At 69.7% G+C, this 23,506-nt stretch carries 8 protein-coding genes; all 8 read left to right on the top strand.

What is annotated here, in order from left to right:
* The first annotated feature begins 47 nt into the window (after nt 1-47).
* The gene (locus XCSCFBP4642_RS0110570) at nt 48-6,284 is read left to right on the top strand and encodes a non-ribosomal peptide synthetase (RefSeq protein WP_029219757.1); all 6,237 of its coding nucleotides are present in this window, start codon (nt 48-50) and stop codon (nt 6,282-6,284) included.
* Nucleotides 6,281-7,525, top strand: a complete 1,245-nt coding sequence (locus XCSCFBP4642_RS0110565; RefSeq protein WP_200859746.1) for an MFS transporter — start codon at nt 6,281-6,283, stop codon at nt 7,523-7,525. The genes XCSCFBP4642_RS0110570 and XCSCFBP4642_RS0110565 overlap by 4 nt, the downstream gene beginning before the upstream one ends.
* Complete coding sequence (locus XCSCFBP4642_RS0110560; RefSeq protein WP_029219755.1) at nt 7,518-17,219, top strand: type I polyketide synthase; 9,702 nt, start codon at nt 7,518-7,520, stop codon at nt 17,217-17,219. The genes XCSCFBP4642_RS0110565 and XCSCFBP4642_RS0110560 overlap by 8 nt, the downstream gene beginning before the upstream one ends.
* Complete coding sequence (locus tag XCSCFBP4642_RS0110555) at nt 17,216-18,352, top strand: Gfo/Idh/MocA family oxidoreductase (protein ID WP_029219754.1); 1,137 nt, start codon at nt 17,216-17,218, stop codon at nt 18,350-18,352. The genes XCSCFBP4642_RS0110560 and XCSCFBP4642_RS0110555 overlap by 4 nt, the downstream gene beginning before the upstream one ends.
* Complete coding sequence (locus XCSCFBP4642_RS0110550) at nt 18,349-19,125, top strand: thioesterase II family protein (RefSeq protein WP_029219753.1); 777 nt, start codon at nt 18,349-18,351, stop codon at nt 19,123-19,125. The genes XCSCFBP4642_RS0110555 and XCSCFBP4642_RS0110550 overlap by 4 nt, the downstream gene beginning before the upstream one ends.
* 4 nt (nt 19,126-19,129) lie before the next feature.
* Nucleotides 19,130-22,102, top strand: coding sequence for a salicylate synthase (locus tag XCSCFBP4642_RS30480; RefSeq protein ID WP_029219752.1), 2,973 nt, complete (start codon nt 19,130-19,132; stop codon nt 22,100-22,102).
* Between the two features lie 102 nt (nt 22,103-22,204).
* Entirely contained in the window at nt 22,205-22,429 is a 225-nt protein-coding gene (locus XCSCFBP4642_RS25850) for a hypothetical protein (protein WP_053329546.1), read from the top strand.
* A 27-nt stretch (nt 22,430-22,456) separates the two neighbouring features.
* The gene (locus tag XCSCFBP4642_RS24585; protein WP_228325712.1) at nt 22,457-22,960 is read left to right on the top strand and encodes a hypothetical protein; all 504 of its coding nucleotides are present in this window, start codon (nt 22,457-22,459) and stop codon (nt 22,958-22,960) included.
* Nucleotides 22,961-23,506: the final 546 nt, after the last annotated feature.

Genomic DNA, 23,506 nt, shown 5'->3' with positions numbered 1-23,506 from the left:
CTGCCGTCAGCTGCCGACCCGCGTCATGTCGGCATGGAACGACCCCTATGAGCTCGCCCGTGGCCTCTGACACCGAATCGGACATCAAGCGCCCTGCCCCCGCAGGCAGCGCCGCGCTGCAGACAGATCCTGCGCAAACCGACCCGACACTGCACGCCGAGCTCGCAGCTGATCTGGGCATCCCGACCGCACACCTGGAGGCGCACGCCAATCTGATCCAGCTGGGCATGGACTCCATGCACCTGATGGCGTGGCTGAACCGGCTGCGCCAACGCGGCCACAAGGTCACGCTGCGAGAGCTCTATGCCGCGCCCACGTCAGCCGGCTGGAGCCGCCTGCTGCGGCACAAGACCGGTACCGTGCACGCGCCAGCCGCCGCGTCGCCGGAGTGGCCGCAGATGCGCGACGGCGAGGCCTTCGAACTGACGCCGGTGCAGCATGCCTATCTGGTCGGCCGCTCCCCTCAACAAACGCTCGGCGGGGTCGGTTGTCACCTCTACCAGGAGTTCGATGGCGGCGGCCTCTCCAGCCGGGCGCTGGAATCGGCGGTGCAGGCGCTGATCCAGCGCCATCCGATGCTGCGCGTGCATTTTCGCAGCGATGGGCTCCAGCAATACCAAACGCAATCCAGGTGGCCCGGTCTGGCCATCCACGACCTGCGTGCGATGGACGCCGCCGCGCGCGATGCCGCCTTGCTGGATCTGCGCGAACGGCTCGGGCATCGCGTGCTGGCCGTCGCGCGCGGCGAAACCATCGATTTCCAGCTTTCGCTGCTGCCTGATGGCCGCCATCGGCTGCACGTCAACATCGATCTGCTGGTGCTCGACGCGGCCAGCTTCACGCTGGTGTTCGAAGAATTGGCTGCATTGCTGCGCGGCGACACGCTTGCGGCGCCCGATCCCGGTTACGACTTCCGCAGCTATCTGGCCCAACTGCAGCAGCAGACCGGACCTGCCCGCGAGCGTGCGCAACGCCATTGGCTCGACCGGCTGGGCACCCTGCCACGCGCACCGGCGCTGCCGCTGGCCTGCGAACCCGAGCGCATCGAATCGGTCCGCACCCGCCGGCACCGCGCCGAACTGAAGGCCGCTGACTGGGAACGCTTCAAGACCCATGCAGGCGCCAGCGGCGTGACGCCGACCATGGCGCTGGCGACCTGCTTCGGCGCCGTGCTGGCGCGCTGGAGCAATCAGCCGCGCCTGCTGCTCAACCTCACCCTGTTCGACCGCCAGCCGCTGCATCGGTCGGTCGAGCGCATGATCGCCGACTTCACCAATGTGCTGCTGCTCGACCTGTGCGGCGAAGGCGCCGCGTTCGACACGCTTGCGCAACGCAATCAGGACGCCTTCGCAGACGCTTACGAACATCGCCACTGGTCAGGCGTGGAACTGCTGCGCGAGTTGCGCAAGCAGCAAACCCATCCGCACGGTGCGCCGGTGGTGTTCACCAGCAACCTCGGCCGCCCGCTGTACGGCGATGGCACCGGCCCGATGCTGGGTGAACCCGGTTGGGGGATCTCGCAGACGCCGCAGGTCTGGATCGACCATCTGGCGTTCGAACACGGCTCGGCGCTGTGCCTGCAATGGGACAGCAACGCGACGCTGTTCCCGCAGGGTCTGGTCGACACCTTGTTCGAGGCCTACACGACCCTGGTCCGCCGCCTGGTTGACGACGCGGAGGCTTGGCACGTGCCGTTGCCGGACCCGATGCCGGCCACGCAGCGCCAGGTGCGCGCGCGGATCAACGCCACCACGCGGCCGGTGCCGCGCGGGCTGCTGCATCAGGGCGTCTTCGCCGCCGCCGAGCGCAACCCGCAGGCGCTCGCGCTCATCCACGGCACCCGTTCGCTGAGCTATGCCGCCTTGGCCGAGCAGGCGCGGCGTTGCGCCGGAGCGCTGGTTGGCCAGGGCGTGCGCCCCGGCGACACGGTTGCCATCGTCATGTCCAAGGGCATCGGACAGGTGGTCGCGGTGCTGGGGGTGCTGTCTGCCGGTGCGGTCTACGTGCCGGTCGCGCTCGACCAGCCGGCGCAACGTCGCCGCAAGATCCAGCGCGACGCCGGCGTGGTCATGCTGCTGACCTGTCGCGAAGACGCACAGCCCGCCGCTGCGCAGGACACCGACGCCAACGACCCCCCGGTGCTGTGCTGGCAGGACGCCATCGGCCATGCGCCCATGGCCTCCCCCGTCGACGTGGACCCGGAACATCCCGCCTACGTCATCTACACCTCCGGCTCGACCGGCACGCCGAAGGGCGTGACCATCTCGCACCGCGCGGCGCTCAATACCTGCGCCGACATCAACCAGCGCTACCGGCTCGCGGCCGGCGACCGCGTGCTGGCGCTGTCGGCGCTGCACTTCGATCTTTCCGTATTCGACATCTTCGGTCTACTGGCGGCCGGTGGCGCGCTGGTGCTCGTCGATGACGCGCAACGCCGGGATCCCGCCGCGTGGTGCCAGATCATCGACAGCCACCGCATCACGGTCTGGAACAGCGTGCCGGCATTGTTCGACATGCTGCTGACCTACAGCGAGGGCCTGCAGCTGCATGCGCCGGCCCGGCTGCGCCTGACGCTGCTGTCCGGCGACTGGATCGGGCTGGACCTGCCGCAACGCTACCGGGCGTTCCGCGCCGACGGGCAGTTCGTTGCGATGGGCGGCGCGACCGAAGCGGCGATCTGGTCGAACGCCTGCGATGTGCAGGACGTGCCGCCGCAATGGCGCTCGATCCCCTACGGAACCCCGCTGGCCAACCAACGCTACCGGGTGGTCGACGAGCACGGCCGCGACTGCCCCGACTGGGTGCCCGGCGAGCTGTGGATCGGCGGCGAAGGTGTCGCCTTGGGCTATTTCAACGATCCAGAGCGCACCGCCCGGCAGTTCGCCGCCGCCGCCGATGGCCGCTGGTACCGCACCGGCGACATGGGCTGCTACTGGCCCGACGGCACCCTGGAATTCCTTGGCCGCCGCGACACCCAGGTCAAGATCGGCGGCCACCGCATCGAGCTGGGCGAAATCGAGACCGCCCTGCAGCGCATCGACGGGGTGCGTCAGGCCGTGGCGATGGCGGTCGGCAAGCGCGAGAAATCGCTGGCTGCCTTCGTCGTGGCCCAGGGCGATGCATTGCACAGCCTGCGTCACGCCGACCCTGCACTGCCGGCCGACTATGCCGCCCTGTTTGCGCCGATTGCCGCCGAGGCGACGCGTGAGCCGGAGGTCGAACGCCTGGTCGCCGACTTTGTGCTCGCACATCTACGCCGGCAGGGTCTGGACTTCACTGCACCGACCGATATCGATGCGATCGTCCACCAGATGGGCAGTGCGCCGCGCTGGCGCGGCTTGCTGCAACGCTGGCTGGACCTGCTGGTCCGCCAGCAACGCCTCGACCACGCTGCGCAAGGCCAGGGCTACGTTCGCGGGCTGCACCACCATCAGGCGCCCTGGCAACCTGCGAGCGGCAACCCGCTCAGCGCAACCGCCGAGGCCTTGCTCGCTCACCATGACGCCCTGGCACTGATTCTGCGCGACCAACGGCCGGCGTTCACCCTGCTTGAGCATGCCGTCTGGGCACCCGAGCGACTGTTGTTGCAAAGCCGGGGGACGCCTGCAGCAATCGATGGGCTGGCCGCTGCGCTCGAGGCGCTGTCGCAGACGTTGGGCCGCCCTGTGCGCGCTGTCGAGATCGGCGCACGCACCGGTCTGGCCGCCGAAACGCTGCTGCGCCGCCTGGGCGTGGACCAGCTCAGCTACACCGCGCTGGAGACCTCGCAGGACATGGTGCTGCGCGCAACGGACCGGCTTGCCGCCTATCCGCATGCCTGCGTCAGGCGCTGGGACCGCGCCGCGCAGATGGAATTGGCCCACCGCGCCGACCTGGTGTGGTCCTGCAACGCCTTGCACCGGCTTGGCGATGACGCACTGGACGCCCTCGCCACGTTGGCGGCGCCAGCGGCGCTGATCCACGTGCTTGAGTTGCGGAGTGCCTCCTGCCTTGCCCTGGTCAGCGCCGACCTGCTGGCGCAGGACGGAGAAGCGCTCGGCAGCCGTCTGCGCGACGCTGCCGGTTGGCAGGCCACCTTCCGGCAACGCGGCCTGCACGATGCCCTGGTCGATGCGGCAGGCGACCAGCAACGCTTCGTGCTGCGTGCGCCTGCGCAGCTGCGCCTGCCCGATCCGCGCAAACTGTCGGCGGCATTGGCCGCACAGTTGCCTGCCTATATGGTGCCGCAGCGACTGGTGTTCCTGGACGCGCTGCCGCTCACCGCCAACGGCAAGGTCGATCACCAGGCCCTGCGCACGCTCTGTCAACCCGCCCTGCCGGCCGAAGCTGCGCCAGAACCGCCCTGCGGCGATGCCGAGATCGCCATCGCCGCCACGTGGCGCGCGCTGCTGCAGGCGCCGGTGCTGCACCGGCATAGCCACTTCTTCCAGCTGGGCGGCGACAGCCTGCTGGCAACCCGCCTGATCGGCGCACTGGACCAGGCCGGCGTCGATGCCCGCCTGGGCGATCTCTTCGACTACCCCACGCTGGCCACCTTTGCGGCCACCGTGCAAATGCGGGGCGATCGTGGTGCCGAGCAGCTGCGAGCCGACCCGAACGCGCGGCACGCGCCGTTCGCGCTCACCGAGGTGCAGCAGGCCTATCTGGTGGGACGCCAGCCCGGCTTCCCGCTCGGCGGCGTCGGCGCGCAGTTCTTTATTGAATTCGAGGTCGCCGACCTCGACGTACCCCGCTTCGAGGCTGCCTGGAACCGCCTGATCGCCCGCCACGACATGCTGCGCGCCGTGGTTCGCGAGGGCCGGCAGCAGGTGCTGGCCGAGGTACCTGCGTTCACCTTGCAGCGTCATCGCGTCGCGCATTTCGACCACGCCGATGCCAGCGCGCTGTATGCGCGGCTGTCCTGTCAGGTGCTCGATCCGACGCGCTGGCCGGTCTTCGACGTGCAGGCCGCCGAGGACGGCAGCGGCACCAGCCGCGTGTTCGTCTGCCTCGACAACCTGCTGCTGGACGGGCTGAGCATGCAGATCCTGCTGGCCGAGCTGGAGCAGCTCTACGCCGACCCCGAGCGTGCGTTGCCGCACCTGGAGATCGGCTTTCGCGATTATCTGGCGCATATCGCCGGCCAGCCACCCAGCGATGCCTCGCTGGCGTACTGGCAGCGGCGACTGGACCGCCTGCCAGCCGCGCCGCAACTGCCGCTGCGTCGCGATCCGATCGCCATCGGCGTGCCGCACTTCGTGCGCCTGTCCGACCGCCTCACCGTGGCCGAATGGACTGCGCTCAAAGCCTGCGCCAAACAGGCAGGGCTGACGCCGTCGGCGTTGTTGTTGTCCGCCTACGCTGCGGTGCTGTCGGCCTGGAGCGCGGACAAAGACTTGTGCGTGAACCTCACCCTGTTCGACCGGCGCCCAGTGCATCCGCAAATCGAGGCCGTGCTGGGCGATTTCACCTCGCTGCTGCTGGTGGCCTGGCAGCCCGCCACGCACTGGCGCGCCAGCGCCCAGCAGCTGCAGCAGCGCCTACGGCAAGACCTGGTGCATCGCGATGTCTCGGCCATCCGCATCATGCGCGAACTGGCGCAGCGCCGCGGCCAGGCCGCGGCGGCCATGCCGGTGGTCTTTACCAGTGCGATCGGGTTTGCCGGCGACCGCTTCCTGGCGCAAGCCGCAGCGCTGAAACCGCGCCGGGGCATCTCGCAGACGCCGCAGGTCTGGCTGGACCACCAGGTCTACGAGTCCGAAGGTGAGCTGCGCTTCAACTGGGACGCGGTGGAGGCGCTGTTCGACCCGGCGCAGCTGTCGGCCATGTTCGAGCAGTACGCGGCGCTGCTGCGCCGCCTTGCCGGCGATCCCGGCGCCTGGGATCTGACACTGGACTCGCTGGTGCCGCCGGCGCAAGGGCACGCCACCGCACCTGTCGCAACGGCGCCGCTCGCCCTGGCGACCGCCGCCCAGCCGCCAGCAGCCGATGCGGCGCTGGTTGACACGCTGCGCGCGCGGTTCCAACGCGTCACCGAGCTGCCGATCGCCGCTCGGCAAAGCTTCTTCGAGGCCGGTGCCTCCTCGTTACAGCTGGTGCAGTTACATCTCCAACTGCGCCAGGCCGGGCACGACGGCCTGGCGGTGACCGACCTGTTCGCACATGCCACGCCGCACGCGCTGGCGCTGCATCTGGCTGGATTGGCTGGCGCTGCCCCCGCCACCGCACCGTTGCCGGAGTCGGGGCGGCAAACGCTGCTGGAACAGCGCAAGGCGCGTGCACTGCGTCGGCAGGGCGAGGCATGATCGCCCGGCATGTCCCGCATTGGTGCTACTACCTGCACCAGGGCATGCTCACCGCCCTGGTGATGCAGGGCGTGGTCGGCTACTACCGCCATGCGGGACTGGACCTTGCGCAGCTCAGTTGGCTGTCGCTGGCGATGCTGCCCTGGGTCTGCAAATTTCTGTGGGCGCCCTGGTGCGAGCGGAATGCGCGGTCGCTGCGCGGCAACCGCTTCCTCGGCAGTCTGGTGCTGCTGCAACTCGGCATGGCCGCGTTGCTGGCCGGCATCGCGCTGATCGCGCCCACCCTGACCGACCCCACCTGCTCCACCGCCGTGGTGGTGTGCGCGCTGATGCTGCTGACCTTGCTGTCGGCCAGCCATGGCATCTATGCCAACGGCATCGTCATCTGCACCACCGACGCAGGCAGCCGCCCTCTAGCCAATGCCGCCCAGGTCGGTGGCAGCTACCTGGGCATTCCGCTGGGCGTATTCGGCTTCCTGGCAGTGGCGCAGCAGGCCGGCTGGACTGCCGGCTTCCTGTGCATGGCGGGGTTGTCGCTGCTGCTGCTGATTCCCGTGCTGGTGGTACGTCAGCCCATTGCGCACCGCACGCTTCCCGCGCAGCCCCGGTTCGATCCCGCCGGCCTGCGCATGCTGTGGCCGGCGCTGGCGCTGACCGCCATCTACTATCTGGCCATGCGCGGCCTGATGGCGCTGCAGACCGTGCTGCTGGTGGACCAGGGACTGAGCCTGGTCGCGCTGGGTCAGGCGATCACCGTGTTCAGCACCGTCGCCAGTGGCCTGGGCGTGGTGCTCGGTGGCTGGTTCGCGCGGCGCGTCGGCGCCGCGCGCGGTCTGCTGCCGGTCATGCTGCTGCATGCCGCGCTGGCCTGCGCGATCGCGCTGGGCTATTCGCATTTCGGGCTGAGCGACTGGCTGGTGGTGTTCGGACTGGTCAACACCGCCGCCGCGATCGGCTTTGTGATGCTCTACAACGTACTGATGGGCCTGGTGCGCCCGCACCAGCCGGCCTCCGATTACGCGCTGTTCCAGTCGCTGGACATGGCCGTCGCCCTAGCCATGTCCATGGCAACCCTGCGCATTGCGCACCACGCCGGTTACCAGAGCGCCCTGACCCTGCTCGCCGCAGTTGCCGTGCTGTGCCTATGGCCTGCCAGCCGGTTGCGTCACCGCTTCCCCCGGAGCGCGCTCGCGGAGCCGGCAGCCCCTCACGACACCTGCCTGAGCCCCCGCAATGGATAACGCTTCGCCCCGCAACGCGCAACCCGATTTTCGCGCCCTGGTGACCCAGCACTACCCCGGCTGCGATCCGGTCGCGGTGATCGGCCATGCCGGCCGCTTCGCCGACTCTCCCGACAACGAAGCGCTCTGGCACACCCTCGTGAACGGGCAGGCCTGCAGCCACCACTTCTCGCGTCAGCAACTGCTCGATGCCGGCCTGCCGGCCTCCACCGTCGATGCGCCCAACTTTGTCGGCGTCGGCAGCGTGGTCGCCGATGCCGATGCCTTCGATGCCGACCTGTTCGGCTATTCGCGCCAGGAAGCCGAATCGATCGACCCGCAGCAGCGGCTGTTCCTGCAGATCGCCTGGCATGCCCTGGAGCACGCCGGCTATGCCCCCCGCCAGGTCCCCCACAAGACCGGCGTGTTCGGTTCCGCCCGGGTCAGCACCTATCCGGGCAAGGAACCGCTGCGCATTGCCGAGGTGGCGCAGGTCAAGGGCCTGCAATCGTTGATGGGCAACGACAAGGACTACGTGGCCACCCGCGCGGCCTACAAGTTGAACCTGCACGGCCCGGCGATCTCGGTGCAGACCGCCTGTTCCAGCTCCCTGGTAGCGGTGCACATGGCCTGCGAAAGCCTGCGTGCCGGCGAATGCGACATGGCGGTGGCCGGCGGGGTCGCGGTGTCGTTTCCCCAGCAATCCGGCTATCTGCACCAGCCGGGCATGATCTTTTCCCCCGATGGCCTGTGCCGGCCGTTCGACGCCCAGGCCCAGGGCACCTTCGGCGGCAACGGGGCCGGCGCGGTGGTGTTGCGCCGCCTGGCCGACGCGCTGCGCGATGGCGACCCGATCGTCGCGGTCGTACTCGGCAGTGCCGTCAACAACGACGGCGGGCGCAAGGTCGGCTATACCGCGCCCTCGGTCGCCGGCCAGTGCGAGGTGATCCGCGAGGCAATGACGCTGGCAGGCGTGGAGAGCCGGCAGATCGGCCTGATCGAGGCGCACGGCACCGCCACCCCGTTGGGCGATCCGATCGAAGTGGAAGCGCTGCGCGCGGTGTTCCACCGGCGCGACGATGGCCCGGCCTGCGCGCTGGGGTCGGTCAAGAGCAACATGGGCCATCTGGACACTGCCGCCGGCATCGCCAGCCTGCTCAAGGCGGTGCTGGCAGTGGAGCGCGCGATCATTCCGCCGTGCCTGCATTTCCGCAGCCCCAATCCGGCGCTGCGACTGGAAGACAGCCCCTTCCACGTCCCCACTCAGGCCGAACCGTGGCACGCGCCGATCCGCTGCGCCGGAGTTTCCTCGTTCGGCATCGGCGGCACCAACTGCCACCTGATCGTTGCCTCGCTGGCCGAGCCACTGCGCGCAGCCGCGACCGCAGCCGGCCCGGACGCGAACGCTGCACACACCGGCACCCTGTTGCTCAGCGCCGCCAGCGAAGCTGCGTTGCGGCGCCTGGCCGGTGCCTATGCGCAAGCGCTGGGCAGCGCGCAGCCAGCCGATCTGGCCCACACCGCCTTGCACGGCCGCCAGTTGCAGCTCGGCTTCCGGCTGGCCACACCGCTGTCGGAGGAGACCGCTGCAGCCCTGGCCGCCTGCGCCGCCGGCGAGGACGACGTGCTGCTGCAGCGGGGCGATGGTGAGCCCGGCAAGCAGGCCTGGCTGTTCACCGGCCAGGGGTCGCACTGGCCCGGCATGGGCCAGGCGCTGTATCGGCACTCGGCCGCCTTCGCGGACCGCCTCGACCACTGCCTGGCCGCCTGCGAGAGCAGCGACCAGCCGCTCTCGCCCTCGCTGCGCGAGGCCTTGCTGGGGCAGCACGGCGAGCTGCTGGAACGCACCGACTATGCGCAGCCGGCGATCGTCGCCTTCGAGCTAGCGATGGCCGCGCATTGGCAATCGCTGGGGCTGCAGCCGGACCTGGTACTGGGCCATTCGGTGGGCGAATTCGCCGCCGCGGTGGTCGCCGGGCACTACCCGGCCGATGCGGTGATGCGCCTGGTCTGCCTGCGCGGCGCGCTGATGCAGCGCTGCAGCGGCGGCGGCATGCTGTCGGCTTTTGCCGACCACGCCACCCTGCTGCCGCTCGCCGCGCCGCTCGGCCTGGAACTGGCCGCCTGCAACGGCGATCGCCATCTGGTGTTCTCCGGCGAGCGCGAAGCCATCGACGCGTTCGTCGCGGCGCTGGACGCACGCGAGATCCGCTGCAACCGGCTGTCGGTTGCCGGCGCGGCGCATTCCCGCCAGCTCGACCCCATCCTCGACGACTTCCAGCGCGCGGCGGCCAGCCTGCGCGCCGCGCCCGGCCGCCTGCCGCTGATCTCCACGCTGACCGGCGAGATCATCGACGCGCAAGGACTCGACGCACCCGACTACTGGCGCCGTCACCTGCGCGAGCCGGTGCGTTTCATCCAGGCCCTGCGCACCGCGCTCGCGCAGGGTGCCGGCATCTTCCTTGAACTGGGCCCGGATGCCCCGCTGACCGGCATCGGCAGCCGCGAGCTGGCGAACACAGCGACCTGGATCTCCAGCGCCCGGCGCCATCAACCCGCGTCGTCCCAGTTGCAGCACGCCTTGCTGCAGCTGTATGCGGCCGGAGTAGAGCTCCCCTGGCACACCCTGCTACCTTCAGCGGGACGCAAGATCCACGCACCGCTCTACCCCTTCGACACCGAGCGCTACTGGCGCGAAAGCGAACCGGCCCCCGTATCCGGGCCTGCGGCGCAGGCGTCCTGGGTCGGTTCCGGCGCACTGGAGGCCGGCCGGCGCATCGCCATGCAGGCCGCCACCCAACTCGATCTGCCACGCCTGCATGCGCTGTACGCCTGCGTAACCAAGCTGCACGCCATCGACGTCGACGCGCTGGTGCGGCGCTGCGTCGGCGCGCGCATCGAGCCAGGCGTGAGCGTGCTGGAGGTGCTGCGTGGCGGGCGCCTGCTGCCGCGCCACCGCCAGTTGCTCACCCGCCTGCTCGATGCCTGTGTCGAGGATGGCTACTACCGCCGCGATAACCACCGCTACAGCGCCGCTGCCGCGCTTCCGCAGGAGCCGCGCGCGGCGCTAATCGAGGCGCTGCGCGCCTGCTGCGAAGGTCTGGACGTCATCGCCGATACCGTCGCCCGCGCCGGCGAGCAGCTGTACGCGATGATGAGCGGTCAGGTGGAGCCGGTCGCGGTCATTTTTCCCGAGGGCGCATCCGCCGGTGTCGAGGTGCTCTACCAGGACTTCAGCTTCGGGCGCTACTTCAACCAGATCGCCGCCGGCACACTGGCGGGTCTGATGCAGGAACGCCAGGCGCAGCGCCGCCAGCACCAGCCATACCGCATCCTCGAGGTCGGTGGCGGGACCGGCGGCACCACCGCCTGGTTGTTGCCCGAGTTGGCCGATCAGCCCGCCTTGCACTACGACTTCACCGACATCTCGGCGCTGTTCACCCGCCGCGCCGAGCGCAAGTTCGCCCAGTACGGCTTTGTAGCGTACCGCGAACTGGATCTGCAGCAGGATGCCCAGGCGCAAAGCTTCGAAGCTGCCGGCTACGACCTGATCGTGGCCGCCAACGTGATCCATGCCACCCAGCATGTCGGGCGCACCCTCGCCAACCTCTATCCGCTGCTGAAGCCGGGCGGCCGACTGCTGCTGCGCGAGATCACCCGACCGATGCGCTTGTTCGATTTCGTGTTCGGCCCGCTGGTCGCACCGCTGCATGACGCCGCGGCCCGTGGCGGCGAATTGTTCCTCAGCACCGCGCGCTGGAAGCAGCATTGCCTGGCCGCCGGTTTCGAACGCGTCGACTGGCTGCCGGAAGACGGCACCCCGACCGCGACAATCAGCGAGCACATCCTGCTGGCGACGGCACCGGGTCAGGCGACGGACCTGGTACTGCCCTGGCAGGCTGGCGCTGGCGCTGGCGAGGGCATCCTCGGTCACGCGCTCACCGACGACGGCTGCTATCTGGCCGATTGGTCGGACTGTGCCGGTCAGGACGCGCGCTGGCAGGAGCGCGTGCATGCCGCATGCGCCGAATTGGCGCGTCGCCACGGCAGCGGTCAGCCGCTGGTGCCAGTCGGCACGCCGGCAGTACCCAAGCCGCTGGCGCTGGTGCGGCTGCGCTGGCAGGCCGCCCCATTCGCTGCGCCGCAGGTTGGCATCGAGGCCGGCGACGCGCAGGATGGATGGCGCTTCACCCTGGCCGCCTGCGCTGCCGCGCCAGGTCTACCCGCGCCGCTGCCGGCCCCGGCCACGCATTACGCGTGGCAGTGGTCGGCCACCACCGACTCCGCTGTCACGCCGCCGCAATTCGCCCTGCGCGATGCCACGGCAGCCACTGTGGCGGCGCTGCACGCGGCGGGCGTCCGGCTTGCGCCACAGGCGCCGCAGGCACTGCTGATACTGGACAGCGGCGACCAGGATCCGCTGTCGATCGTCACCCCGCTGCTGGCTGCGCTATCGGGCGACCAGCCGCTGGTGGTGGTGACCCGCTGTGCCTGGAAGATCGGCGCCGATACGCGTGTCGACCCGGTGCAACATGCGGCCTGGGGGCTGTTGCGGGTGGCCGCCGCCGAACAGCCCGCACGCGCGCTCGCGATGGTGGATCTGGATGCCCAGACCGGCTGGGACGACCTGCTGCCGGCACTCGCAGCCGCGGCGGCGGGCCAGTGCTGGATCGCGGTGCGTGGCAAACGCGTGCTGCTGCCGCAGCTGGTTGCCCAGCCTCATTGTGCGCCCGCGTTGCCTCCTGCCGGCCTGGCGGATGCGGGCTGGCACGTGGTGACCGGTGCCTTCGGCGGCCTGGGACGCCTCACCGTGCAATGGCTTGCCCAGCATGGTGCACGCCGGATCGCGCTGTTGGCGCCGCGCGCCGCTGCGGATTGGGCGGACTTCCAGTACATGCTGAGCGAACGCGACGGTTGCCGGCTGCACTGGCTGCCATGTGACGTCGGTGATCCGGAGCAGCTCACCCGGGCATTGGAAACTCTGCAGGCAGACGGCGGCATCGCCGGGGTCATCCACTCGGCGGGGCTGCTGCACGATGCGCCGTTGGCGTCACTGGACCGCACCCTGATGGCACCGGTGCTGGCGGTGAAAGCGCAGGCCGCGCGCAGACTGCAGGCCTGGCTGCAGGCACACCACGGACGCTATCTATTGCTGTATTCGTCGGCCGCCGCGGCATTGGGCGCCGCCGGCCAGGGCGCGCATGCGCTTGCCAGCGCCTACCTGGACGGCCTGGCCCTGGCGCAAGACCCGCACACCTTGCCCAAGGTCATCTCCATCGGTTGGGGCGCCTGGGGCGATACCGGCCGCGCCGTCGATCCCGCCCTGCAGAATCAGCTCGCCACCAGCGGCATGGGACTGCTGGCCACCACCGAAGGCCTGTGGCATCTGGACCAGGCGGTGATGCGCGCAGCGCCATACCGGCTGGCCATGCGCGTGCTGACCGAGCGCCTGGACCCCCAGCGTCGCGCCCTGCTGGCGCCCGTTGTCGGCGCCGATCCATCGGCTGCCAGCAACACCAAAACCGCGCGCGCCGGCAACGTCACACCCGACCAGGCCACGCCGTCGCCGGCCCCAGCCGACCTCCACGACGCCGCGGCGGTGAGCGCCTGGCTGAGCGAGCGCATCGCTGCGCAACTGCGGCTGGACGATCCCAGCCGGCTCTCGCCCGGACGCGACCTGCTGCAGTTGGGGCTCGATTCGCTGTTGTTCCTTGAACTGAGCAGCGACATCCAGCGCCAGCTCGGCGTGCGCCTGGACGCCGAACGCGCGTATCGCGACCTCAGCGTGAACGGGCTCACCACGCTGATCGCCGCGTTGGCCGGCGACCCCGCCTCCATCCCCCCCGCCGGGCAGGTGCCAGCCGCGCTGGAGCACGACGCGCCCGGCCGTCATCAGCCGTTCCCGCTAACCGCGATCCAGCACGCCTACTGGCTCGGCCGCACCGACCTGATCGACTACGGCGGCGTGGCCTGCCATGTGCTGTTCGAATGGGACCTGCGCCACGACGCGTTCGACCTTGCGCGCCTGGAGCGCGCCTGGAACACGTTGGTGCAGCGCCACGACATGCTGCGCATGGTGGTGGATGCCGACGGCCAGCAGCGCATCCTCGCCCAGGTGCCGGTCTACCGGATCGAACGCCACGATCTGCGTGCGCTCTCTGCACCACAGCGGCAGCAGGCGCTCGAGGACACCCGACAGGCGCTGTCCTACCGCGTACCGCCCACCGATCGTTGGCCCATGTTCGAACTGGTCGCCAGCGACCTGGACGGTCGGCATTACCGGCTGCACATGAACCTGGATCTGCTGATGTTCGACGTGCAGAGCTTCAAGGTCATGCTGGACGACCTGGCCCGCGCGTACCGTAGCGAAGACCTGCCGCCGCTGCCCATCACCTTTCGCGACTACGTGCTGGCCGAACAGGCCCGCCGCCAGGAGGACAGCTGGCAGGCGTCCTGGCAGTACTGGCAAGGCGTGCTCGCCGACCTCCCACCCGCCCCGCGCCTGCCGCTGGCGGCCGCGCGTGCGCTGACTCAGCCACGTTTCACCACTTATCAAACCCGGCTGGACGCGACCGCCTGGGCCGCCCTCAAACAGGAATGGCAGCGCTGGGGCGTCACGCCTTCGGCAGCGCTGTTGACGCTGTTCGCTCATACCCTGGAGCGCTGGTCGCGGCAGCCGGATTTCACACTCAACCTCACTTTCTTCGACCGCCGGCCGATTCACCCGCAGATCCGCGCGCTGATCGGCGACTTCACCTCGGTGCTGCTGGTGGACTTCGACCTCAGCCGTCCGGTCTCGCTGCGCGCCTCGATCGAACACACCCAGCAGCGGCTGTGGAAGCGCCTCGCGCACAGTCAGGTCAATGGGGTGGAACTGTTGCGCGAACTCGGCAAGGGCCGCGGACATCAGCGCCAGCCGCTGATGCCGGTGGTGTTCACCAGCATGCTCGGCATGTCGCTGGACGGGCTGGCCATCGACCAGGCGCTGACCGGGCTGCTCGGCGATCCGGTACACGTGTTCACGCAGACCCCGCAGGTCTGGCTCGACCACCAGGTGATGGAGATCGATGGCGAACTGGTGTGCAGTTGGTACTGCATGGACGAGGTGCTCGAACACGGCGCGGCCCAGGCCATGTTCGAGGACTACCGCGCCGTGCTGGGCGCAGTGGCTGCGCAGCCGGAGTTGATGCAACAGGCCGGAGTGATGCAACTGCTGGACGGCGGCGGCATGGCCGCATTTGCGCGCGCGCCCTGGCCTGCACTGGTTCACGACGCCGGCATCGACCTGCGCGATCTCGAAGACGCCCTGCGCGAACGCGGCGACATCGCGCAGGCCGAGGCGGTGCCCGCATCAAAGGGCGACGCGCTCGACGTGCAACTGGTCGCCGCCGAGCGCGACTGCCTGCCCCCCGATCAGGTGCCCTTCGATCCAGGCCCGCTCGCGCCACTGGACACCGCGCAGCAACACGAACTCGACTCGGCCTGGAGCTGGCTGGATGCGCGCGCGGTGCGCGGCATCGCCGCGACCCTGCTGGGCCATGGGCTGTTCGAGCGGCAAGGTCAGCGGCATCGTCTGGACGAGGTCCACGCCAGGCTGCGCGCGCTGCCGCAGTACCGCCGCCTGCTGCGGCAATGGCTGCACCTGCTGTGCACACGCGGCTGGCTGCGCCAGGACGGCGACGCCTTTGTCTGCGAACGCGCGTTTATCCACGATCCTGGCCCGGCGCACGCGCCACCGGATGCGCCGTGGTGCCGCAGCATCGCCGGCTATCTGGACAGCTGCATCGATCAACATGCCGCCCTGCTCACCGGCACCCGCTCGCCGCTGGAACTGCTGTTCGCCGATAGCGCTGCCACCACCCACGCGCTCTATATCGACAACCCAGCCTCGCGCTGCCTCAACGGGCACGCCGCGCAGGTGGCCCGCGCGCTGAGCGAAGGGCGCTCGGACTTGCGTGTGCTGGAAGTCGGCGCGGGCATCGGCTCGACCACCCGGCAACTGCTGCCGGCGCTGGGGGGTCGACTGGCGCAGTACCGCTTCACCGACGTCTCTACGCTGTTTCTCGACGATGCCCGTACGTTATTCGCCGGGACTGCCCACGTCGACTACGCCCTGCTCGACATCAACCGCCCGGTGGACTTCGACCAGCACCCCGCACAGGGCTACGACCTGATTTTCGCCGGGCAGGTGATGCACGACGCCAGCCATGTGGTGCGCACGCTGCGCCGACTCGGCATGCTGCTCAAGCCCGGCGGCCGGCTGATGCTGACCGAGGCCACCGAACGCGACAGCGCCTTGCAGATGGCCAGCGTCGGCTTTATCGAGGGCCTGGTCGGCTATCAGGACGCGCGCATTGTGGACGACAAGCCGATGCTCGACCTGCCGATGTGGCGCAGCGCCCTGGAGCAGGCCGGCTTCGGCATCGAACTGGCATGGCCGGAGCAGACGCCCTCGCCGCTGCGCCAGCACTTGATCGTTGCCCGCGCCGAGCGTATCGGCCGGCTCGACCTGGACGCGATCGCGGACGAGCTGCGCGCCCGCTTCGGCACGGGCCTTCCCGCCCTGCAACTGCGCCAATGCGAACGCCTGGGTTGCAGTACTGACACCGCGCCGGCGATACCGTCGGCAGCGCCTCCAACCACTGCCGACACCCCGCAACGCGCCAACACGCCGGACGACGGCGCAGCCGATCAGGCCGCGCTGGAGCGGCAGATCGCCGACATCTGGCTGGAACTGCTGGCACGGCCGATCCAGCGCGACAGCGATTTCTTCCAGTCCGGCGGCGACAGCCTGATCGCCACGCGGATGATTGCCCGGCTGCACCGGCAAGGCCTGCGCGGCGCCACCTTGCAGGGCTTGTTCGCCAATCCGGTCCTGGCCGCATTTTGCAGCCTGCTCGCGTCGTCGCGCGAGGCCGACAGCACCCCCGCCCCCATCGCACTGGCACGCGGCAGCCAGGCCGGGCACGCCTTCGTGTTGCATGCCTCCGATGGCGAACTCGGTGCCTATCTACCGCTGGCCAACGCCCTGGATATCGAGGTGTTCGGGCTGCAGGCCCCGGAGGTGGTGACCGCCGGGAGCCTGAACGCACTGGCCGCAAGCTATGCCGCTGCGATCGGCCGCCTGCAGCCGCAGGGGCGGTCGACCTTGATCGGCTGGTCCTACGGCGCGTTCCTCGCCGCCGAGACCGCTCGCCAGCTGCACCAGGCCGGAGCCAAGGTGGAGCTGGTGCTGATCGATCCGGTCTGCCGCGCCGACTTCGCCTTCTCCAACCGCGCCACGCTGCTCCGCCTGATCGCCAACGGCAGGCACCAGGTGCCGCTGCCCGACGACCTGGAACAGCTCGACCCCGACGCACAGCTCGCCTGCTTCGCGCGCAGCGCGGAAGCAGCCGGGGTGCTTGCCGTCCCCCGCGATCCCGCACAGGCGCGCGCCTGGATCGAGCGCATCGCGCGATTGCTGGAGATGCTGGCCCGACATCCCGCGCCGGACCTGCTGCCAGTGCCGTGCCTGTGGCTGAGCGCAACCCGCCGCCCGGCGCACTGGACACCCGCCGAGCACGACTGGTCGCTGTGGGCGCCCCACGCCGAGCGGCACACGCTCGAGGCCGATCACTGGCAACTGCTGATGGACGACGGCAGCGCCCGACGCGCCGCTGGCCTGATCCGCCAGTGGCAACACCGCCCCCGTTGCATCGCCGAGCAGACCGCATGACCGCCTCCTCTCCTACCCCCCGGCGGGTGCTGATCGCCGGCGCCAAATTCGGCGAGATGTACCTCAACGCCTTTTTGCAGGACCAGCCCGGTCTGGAGCTGGCGGGCCTGCTGGCAACCGGCAGTGCACGCGCGCAGCAGTTAGCGCATGCCTTCGGGATTCCGCTGTACACCGCCATCGAACAACTCCCGGACGACATCGACATCGCCTGCGTGGTGGTGCGCTCCACCGTGGTGGGCGGCACCGGGACGGCGCTGGCCGAGGCCTTCCTGCGCCGCGGGATGCACGTGATCCAGGAGCACCCCATGCATCCGGACGACGCCGCACGCCTGCAGGCACTGGCGCATGCGCAAGGCCGGGCCTACTGGATCAACAGTTACTACGCGCATACCCCGGCCGGCGTGTGCTGGATTGATCGGGCGCGCCGCGTGCGCCAGTTGCTGGACGGTGAGGCGGCGCAGTTCGCCCAGCTGACGACCAGCCGGCAACTGCTGTATTCATCGCTAGACCTGTTGCTGCAGGCCTGCCAGGTCCCTGGCAGCGCCGAAGACGTCGCTGTCGAAGCCATCGCCGACCAGGATCGGGCCTTCCGGCTGCTGCGGTTGAATCTGGGGCAGTGTCAGGCGTCGTTACGTCTACAGACCTACCTGGACCCGCAGGATCCGGACCTGCACAGCCTGGTCATGCACCAGCTCACGTTGGGCTGGCCGTCCGGTTATCTGTCGCTGGAGGCCAGTCACGGGCCGGTGCTGTGGACAGCGGCGCTGTACGACCCACACCACCACGACAGCGACCGCAGCCTGTACCAGCGCGCGCACGACCAGGACGAGGATCCGTTCGCGCGCCCCGCCACCCAGGTGCTACACCCCGCGCCGCCGGATTGGCGGCACAGCCTCGAGATCGACGGCCCCACCGGCGTGGGCCGGGTGCTGCAGCTGCTGTGTCAGCATCTGGATGGCGCCGCGCTGCCGCTGGCGTTCGGTCCGGACTACCAACTCGCCCTGGCCAGCCTGTGGCAACAGGTGCTGCGCTGCGCCGGCCCCGCCCACGCGCGCAGCCTGCCCGCGCCGCGTCTGCTCGACCTGCGCGAACCGGCCACGCCGGGTCACGCCGAACCGATCGCGGCTCGATGACCCACGGCGGCAGGCTGCGCACACTGGTGACCGCGCCGGACCCGGCGCTGCACGTGGTGCTGTGCCCGTTCGCCGGCGGCAGCGGCGCGGCCTTCCGCAGCTGGCACGGCATTGACGCAGGCGAGCTGCAGGTATCCCTGGCGATCTATCCCGGCCGCGACCATCGCCTGCACGAGGCGTGCAGCACGGACATCGGTACGCTCGCCGCCGACCTAGTCGCAGCGCTTGCCGAAGCGCAGATCGCCCCGCAGCGCGCAGTGCTCGCCGGCCACAGCATGGGGGCTCAGGTCGCCTTCGAGGCCTGTGCGCTGCTGGAACGGCAGGGGGAATCGCCGGCCGGCCTGGCCCTGTCCGGCTGCCACGCGCCCCACCTGCGCGGGCGACGGCTGCTCAGCCCATTGGACGACCGCGCCTTCCTGACGCAGTTGGTCGACATCGGCGGCTGCAGCGCCGAGTTGCTGGCAGAGCCTGCACTGATGGCGCTGTTCCTGCCCATGCTGCGCGCCGACTTCCGCGCTACCGAAGGTTATCACCGCCCCGCGTCATCGAACCGGCAGCGCCTGCGCACGCCCGCCTTGCTGATTCACGGCAGCAACGACGCCGAAGCCGATCGCAGCGAGGTTGCGGCGTGGGCGCAGTGGCTACGCGACGCCGACGGCCCGGTCTGCATCGCCGGCGACCACTTCTACGCCACCCGGCGGCCACGCGCCTTTCTGAGCCATCTGGCGCGCCGCTTCGCATTCCACTCCACAGGCGTGACCCACGCCAGGTGATTCCATGAACGCACTCAGTAGCAACCCGCTTGCAGACGCCACCTCGGCCTGCGGCCCGTCCGATCCGCATCCCGCGCTGAGCGAATGCCTGCGCCGTTGGGCACAGCTGCATGCGTCCCGCACCGCGCTGGTGGACGAAGACCGCCGGATGTCGTTCGCCGACCTGGACCGCCGCGTGGACCGGCTGGCTGCGGGCCTGCATGCATTGGGACTGCGCAGCGGCGACCGCGCGATGCTGCAACTACCGAACGGCATGGGATTTGTCACGGTTTGCTTCGCACTGCTGCGCCTGGGCGTGATTCCAGTGCTGGTGATGCCCACCCAGCGCGCGCACGACATCGACGCGCTGTGTCGCCTGGCCGAGCCGGCAGCCTATTTCGTGCCGGACCAGGTCGGCGGTTTCGACTACCGGCCGCTGGCCGCGCAGATGGCGCAGGCGCACCCCTGCCTGCGCGCGGTGGTCATCGATGGCGAGCCCGGCCCACAGGCTCCCGGCACCTACGCGCTCGCCAGCCTGGAGGACGAACCACGGCCATGGCCGGTTCCTGCGCCTGGCGACACCGCGCTGCTGTTGCTCTCGGGCGGAACCACCGGCGTGCCGAAGCTGATTGCGCGCACCCATCGCGACTACGCCTACAACTTCAGCGCCTCGGCCGAGCTATGCGGCCTGGACGAGACCACCGTGTACCTGGCGGTGCTGCCGATCGCCCATAACTTCACCCTGGCCTGCCCCGGCATCCTCGGCACGCTGGCGCGCGGCGGCACCGTGGTGCTGTCGCGCAGTGCCAGCTGCGACGAGGCGATGCCGTTGATTGAACGCGAACGCGTCACCCATGTGGCGCTGGTACCGCCGCTGGCGCAGTTGTGGGTGCAGGCCCGCGACTGGGAGGACAGCGACCTGTCCAGCCTGCGCCTGGTCCAGATCGGCGGCTCGCGGCTGGAACCGGCACTGGCACGGCGCGTCCCCGACGCGCTGGGCCCGCTGCAACAGGTGTTCGGCATGGCCGAAGGGCTGCTGTGCTACACCCGGCTAGACGATCCGGCCGACACCATCCTGCACACCCAGGGACGGCCGCTATCGCCGCAGGACCAGATCCTCATCGTCGACGAGCACGAACAACAGGTGCCGCCGGGCAACGTCGGGCAACTGCTCACCCGCGGCCCCTACACCATCGGCAGCTATTACCGCGCCACCGAACAGCATGCCAGCAGCTTCACCCGCGATGGCTACTACCGCACCGGCGATCTGGTGCGCCAGGACCCGGCCGGCAACCTGATCGTGGAAGGCCGCATCAAGGAGCAGATCCAGCGCGGCGGCGAGAAGATCTCCACCGCCGAGGTCGAGTTCGCACTCGGCAAGCTTGCCGGTGTAGGGGCGGCGGTGGTCGTGGGGGTACCCGACACCGTGCTGGGCGAGCGAATCTGCGCCTTCGTGCAGCCGAGCGACAGCGGCATCGACATCGCCAGCTTGCGCCAGGCGCTGCGCGCGCAAGGCCTGAGCGCCTTCAAACTGCCCGACCAAGCGGAAACGATCGCAGCCTGGCCACTGACCCCGGTGGGCAAGATCGACAAGCAGCGGCTGATCGCAATCGCCCAGGAGCGGCGCGCCAGCGCATCCGCAGCATCGCCGCCGCCCGCCGCGCGCTACGCCGAACGCTGCGTTGCAGTGACTACCCCGCCGCTGGAGCTGGCCACGCGGCTGGCCGCCACTGTGGAGTCACAGCACTACACGCTGTACGAACGCGGCGACGAATGCAGCATCGGCCTGGATGCGGTGTTGCAGGTGGTGATCGAGCCGGACGGAACCGTGCGCCGCAGCGACGCTGCGCTCGGCCCGGCGTCCTCGCCGTGCGCGGGCCTCGCCCAGGCGCTCGCCGGGATTCCGTTCGAAGGCTGGCGTGCCTATGGCCGCGCCGATTTCGAATTGGCCCACCTGCTGCATGATGGCCTTGGCGGTAGCCAGGGCAGCCGGCCGTTGCTCACATTGTCCATTCCCCGCGCCGAAATCCGCTTGCGCCCCGGCCAGGCGCTGCTGCGTGCACTGGATTCGGCCGATCTGGATGACCTGCAAGCGCGCGTGGTCGCCCAGGATGCCGCCAGCGAGCCGGCGGCGGGCCAACCTGTCCAGATCGGCGTGGACACGCACCCAGGCGAGGAGCGCCTCTACAAGCAGCACGTCGCCGCTGTCCTAGCCGAGATGCATGCGCATGCCTACCAGAAGGTCATTCTGTCGCGCACCGTCGAAGCGCCGGCAGACCTCGATATGGCGGCCAGCTATCTGGCAGGCCGCCGCTACAACACGCCGGCACGCTCCTTCCTGCTGCGCGACGGCGCCTTCCAGGCCTATGGATTCAGCCCCGAGACGGTGGTGGAAATCGATGCCCTGGGCCGGGTCTCCACCCAACCGCTGGCCGGCACCCGCGCACTGTGCGGCGATTCGGCAGAGAACGAACGGCTACGCCGCGAACTGCTCGCCGACCCCAAGGAAATCGCCGAACACGCCGTCTCGGTGAAGCTCGCCTTGCAGGAAATGGCGCTCATCTGCAGCCCCGACTCTCTGGGCGTGAGCGAGTTCATGGAGGTCTCTTGCCGAGGCAGTGTGCAGCACCTCGCCTCGCGGGTCAGCGGCCGGCTGGCATCGGGGCGCGATGCCTGGAGTGCCTTCGAGACGCTGTTCCCGGCGGTGACCGCATCCGGCATCCCCAAACGCGAGGCGCTGGACAGCATCCGACGCCACGAACCGGCACCGCGCGGGCTCTACAGCGGCTGCGTCCTGCTGGTCGACAGCGATGGCGCGATGGACGCCGCACTGGTCCTGCGCGCGGTTTACCGACACGGCGAGCGCTGCTGGCTGCAGGCCGGCGCCGGCCTGGTGCCCTCCTCCACGACGGAACGGGAATGGACGGAAACCTGCGAAAAACTGGCCTCGGTGGCTTGCCATCTACGCCGACGTCCCCTCCCCGACGCCGCCGACTGACATCCCCTGCACCTCGCTGAGCACGCCCCCGCCAGCACGACCTCGCACAAACGCCTGCCTCCCACGTCGATCGCCGCACATCGCCGCTCACCAGGAGCCCCCATGACAGACAGCCTCGCCGCATCCCAGGACGCCTACACCCAGTCCGCCGAGTGGTATGACATCCTGTCCGAGCAACATTGGACAGCGCGCCACGCGTCGGTGTCCGGTGCCCTGCGCGCCGCCTGCCCCGACGCACGCGTCGCGCTCGACATCGGCACAGGCACCGGCATGGCGCTCGAGCTCATCGCCGACGCCTTGCCACTGGCCGACATCCACGCCCTATAACCCTCAGCCTCGATGCGCGCAGGGCTGATGGCGCGCGTCCTTGCCGACGCCCAACTGCACCGCCGGGTCACCGTGCACCCCGCCGACATCGCCCAGGCCTCGTTGCCTGCCAGCATCGATGTGGCGCTGGCCTGCGGGTGCATCGGCTTCTTCGACCCGCCCACGCGGCGCGCGCTCTGGCCACGACTGGCGGCAGCGCTGGCACCGGCAGGCGTGGTGCTGGTGGACGTGATGCCGCTGGACCGGCCGCAATCCATCCCCGAGTCGCAGGTGGCCGACGTCCAGGTGGGACGGCACCGTTACCAGATCTGGCTCAGCGGGCAACCTGCCGGAGCGGACCCGGAGCTCATCCGCTGGCGGACGCGCTTCGGCCAAAGCGATGGCGCTGCACAACTCCGCAGCTTTGCGATCGAGCGCGAGTGGCGAGCGTTCGGTCTGGACACCGTACTGGACGAAGCCGCTGCAGCCGGCTTCACCGCCGAGCGACTGACCGACAGCCCGGTTCCCGCTGCGTTGCTGCGGCGGGCATGAGCATGCGGTCACGCCTTAGCCGATGGTGCGGGTGCCGTCGGCAACGCGCGCGCGGTCCGGCACGCGTTGCGCTCGCTGCAGACCTGAGGCGCGGTTGCGCGCGCGGAAATTCCTGCGCCAGCCAATCGCGTCCCCTGCCGCAACACGTCAACCGTGACGGACATCAATTGTTATGTTAAAACATAACATCCTGTTCACTTGGCGACTGCGTCCCGACCCTGATTGCATCAAGACCATCCACCCCCTGTGCTGCGTATCGACACCTTGTCCGCGTGAGTGGAAGTGCCGGCGTTTCACCGCATGTCGGCGCGGACCCGCACGCGACGGCGGCAATCCGGCGCTGCGCCTGTGATCGCCCAGCTGCACTGACGGTATCGCGCCTCTGCGGGTACCGGAGGCTGCGAAGGACTCGCATCCCTGCGCCGTCGGCGATGGCTTGCAACGACACACCACTGCCCGACTGGCGCCGCACCAGACCGGATCGACGCGCCTGCCTCTCCGCTCCGCAGGCGCTGCCGCAGCACGTCGCCGGCGCTGCGCTTTTTC

This window comes from Xanthomonas cassavae CFBP 4642, from assembly GCF_000454545.1.
GTDB lineage: Bacteria > Pseudomonadota > Gammaproteobacteria > Xanthomonadales > Xanthomonadaceae > Xanthomonas > Xanthomonas cassavae.
Note: the sequence above shows the minus strand (reverse complement) of the source record. Positions and strands in the feature narration are given on the sequence as shown.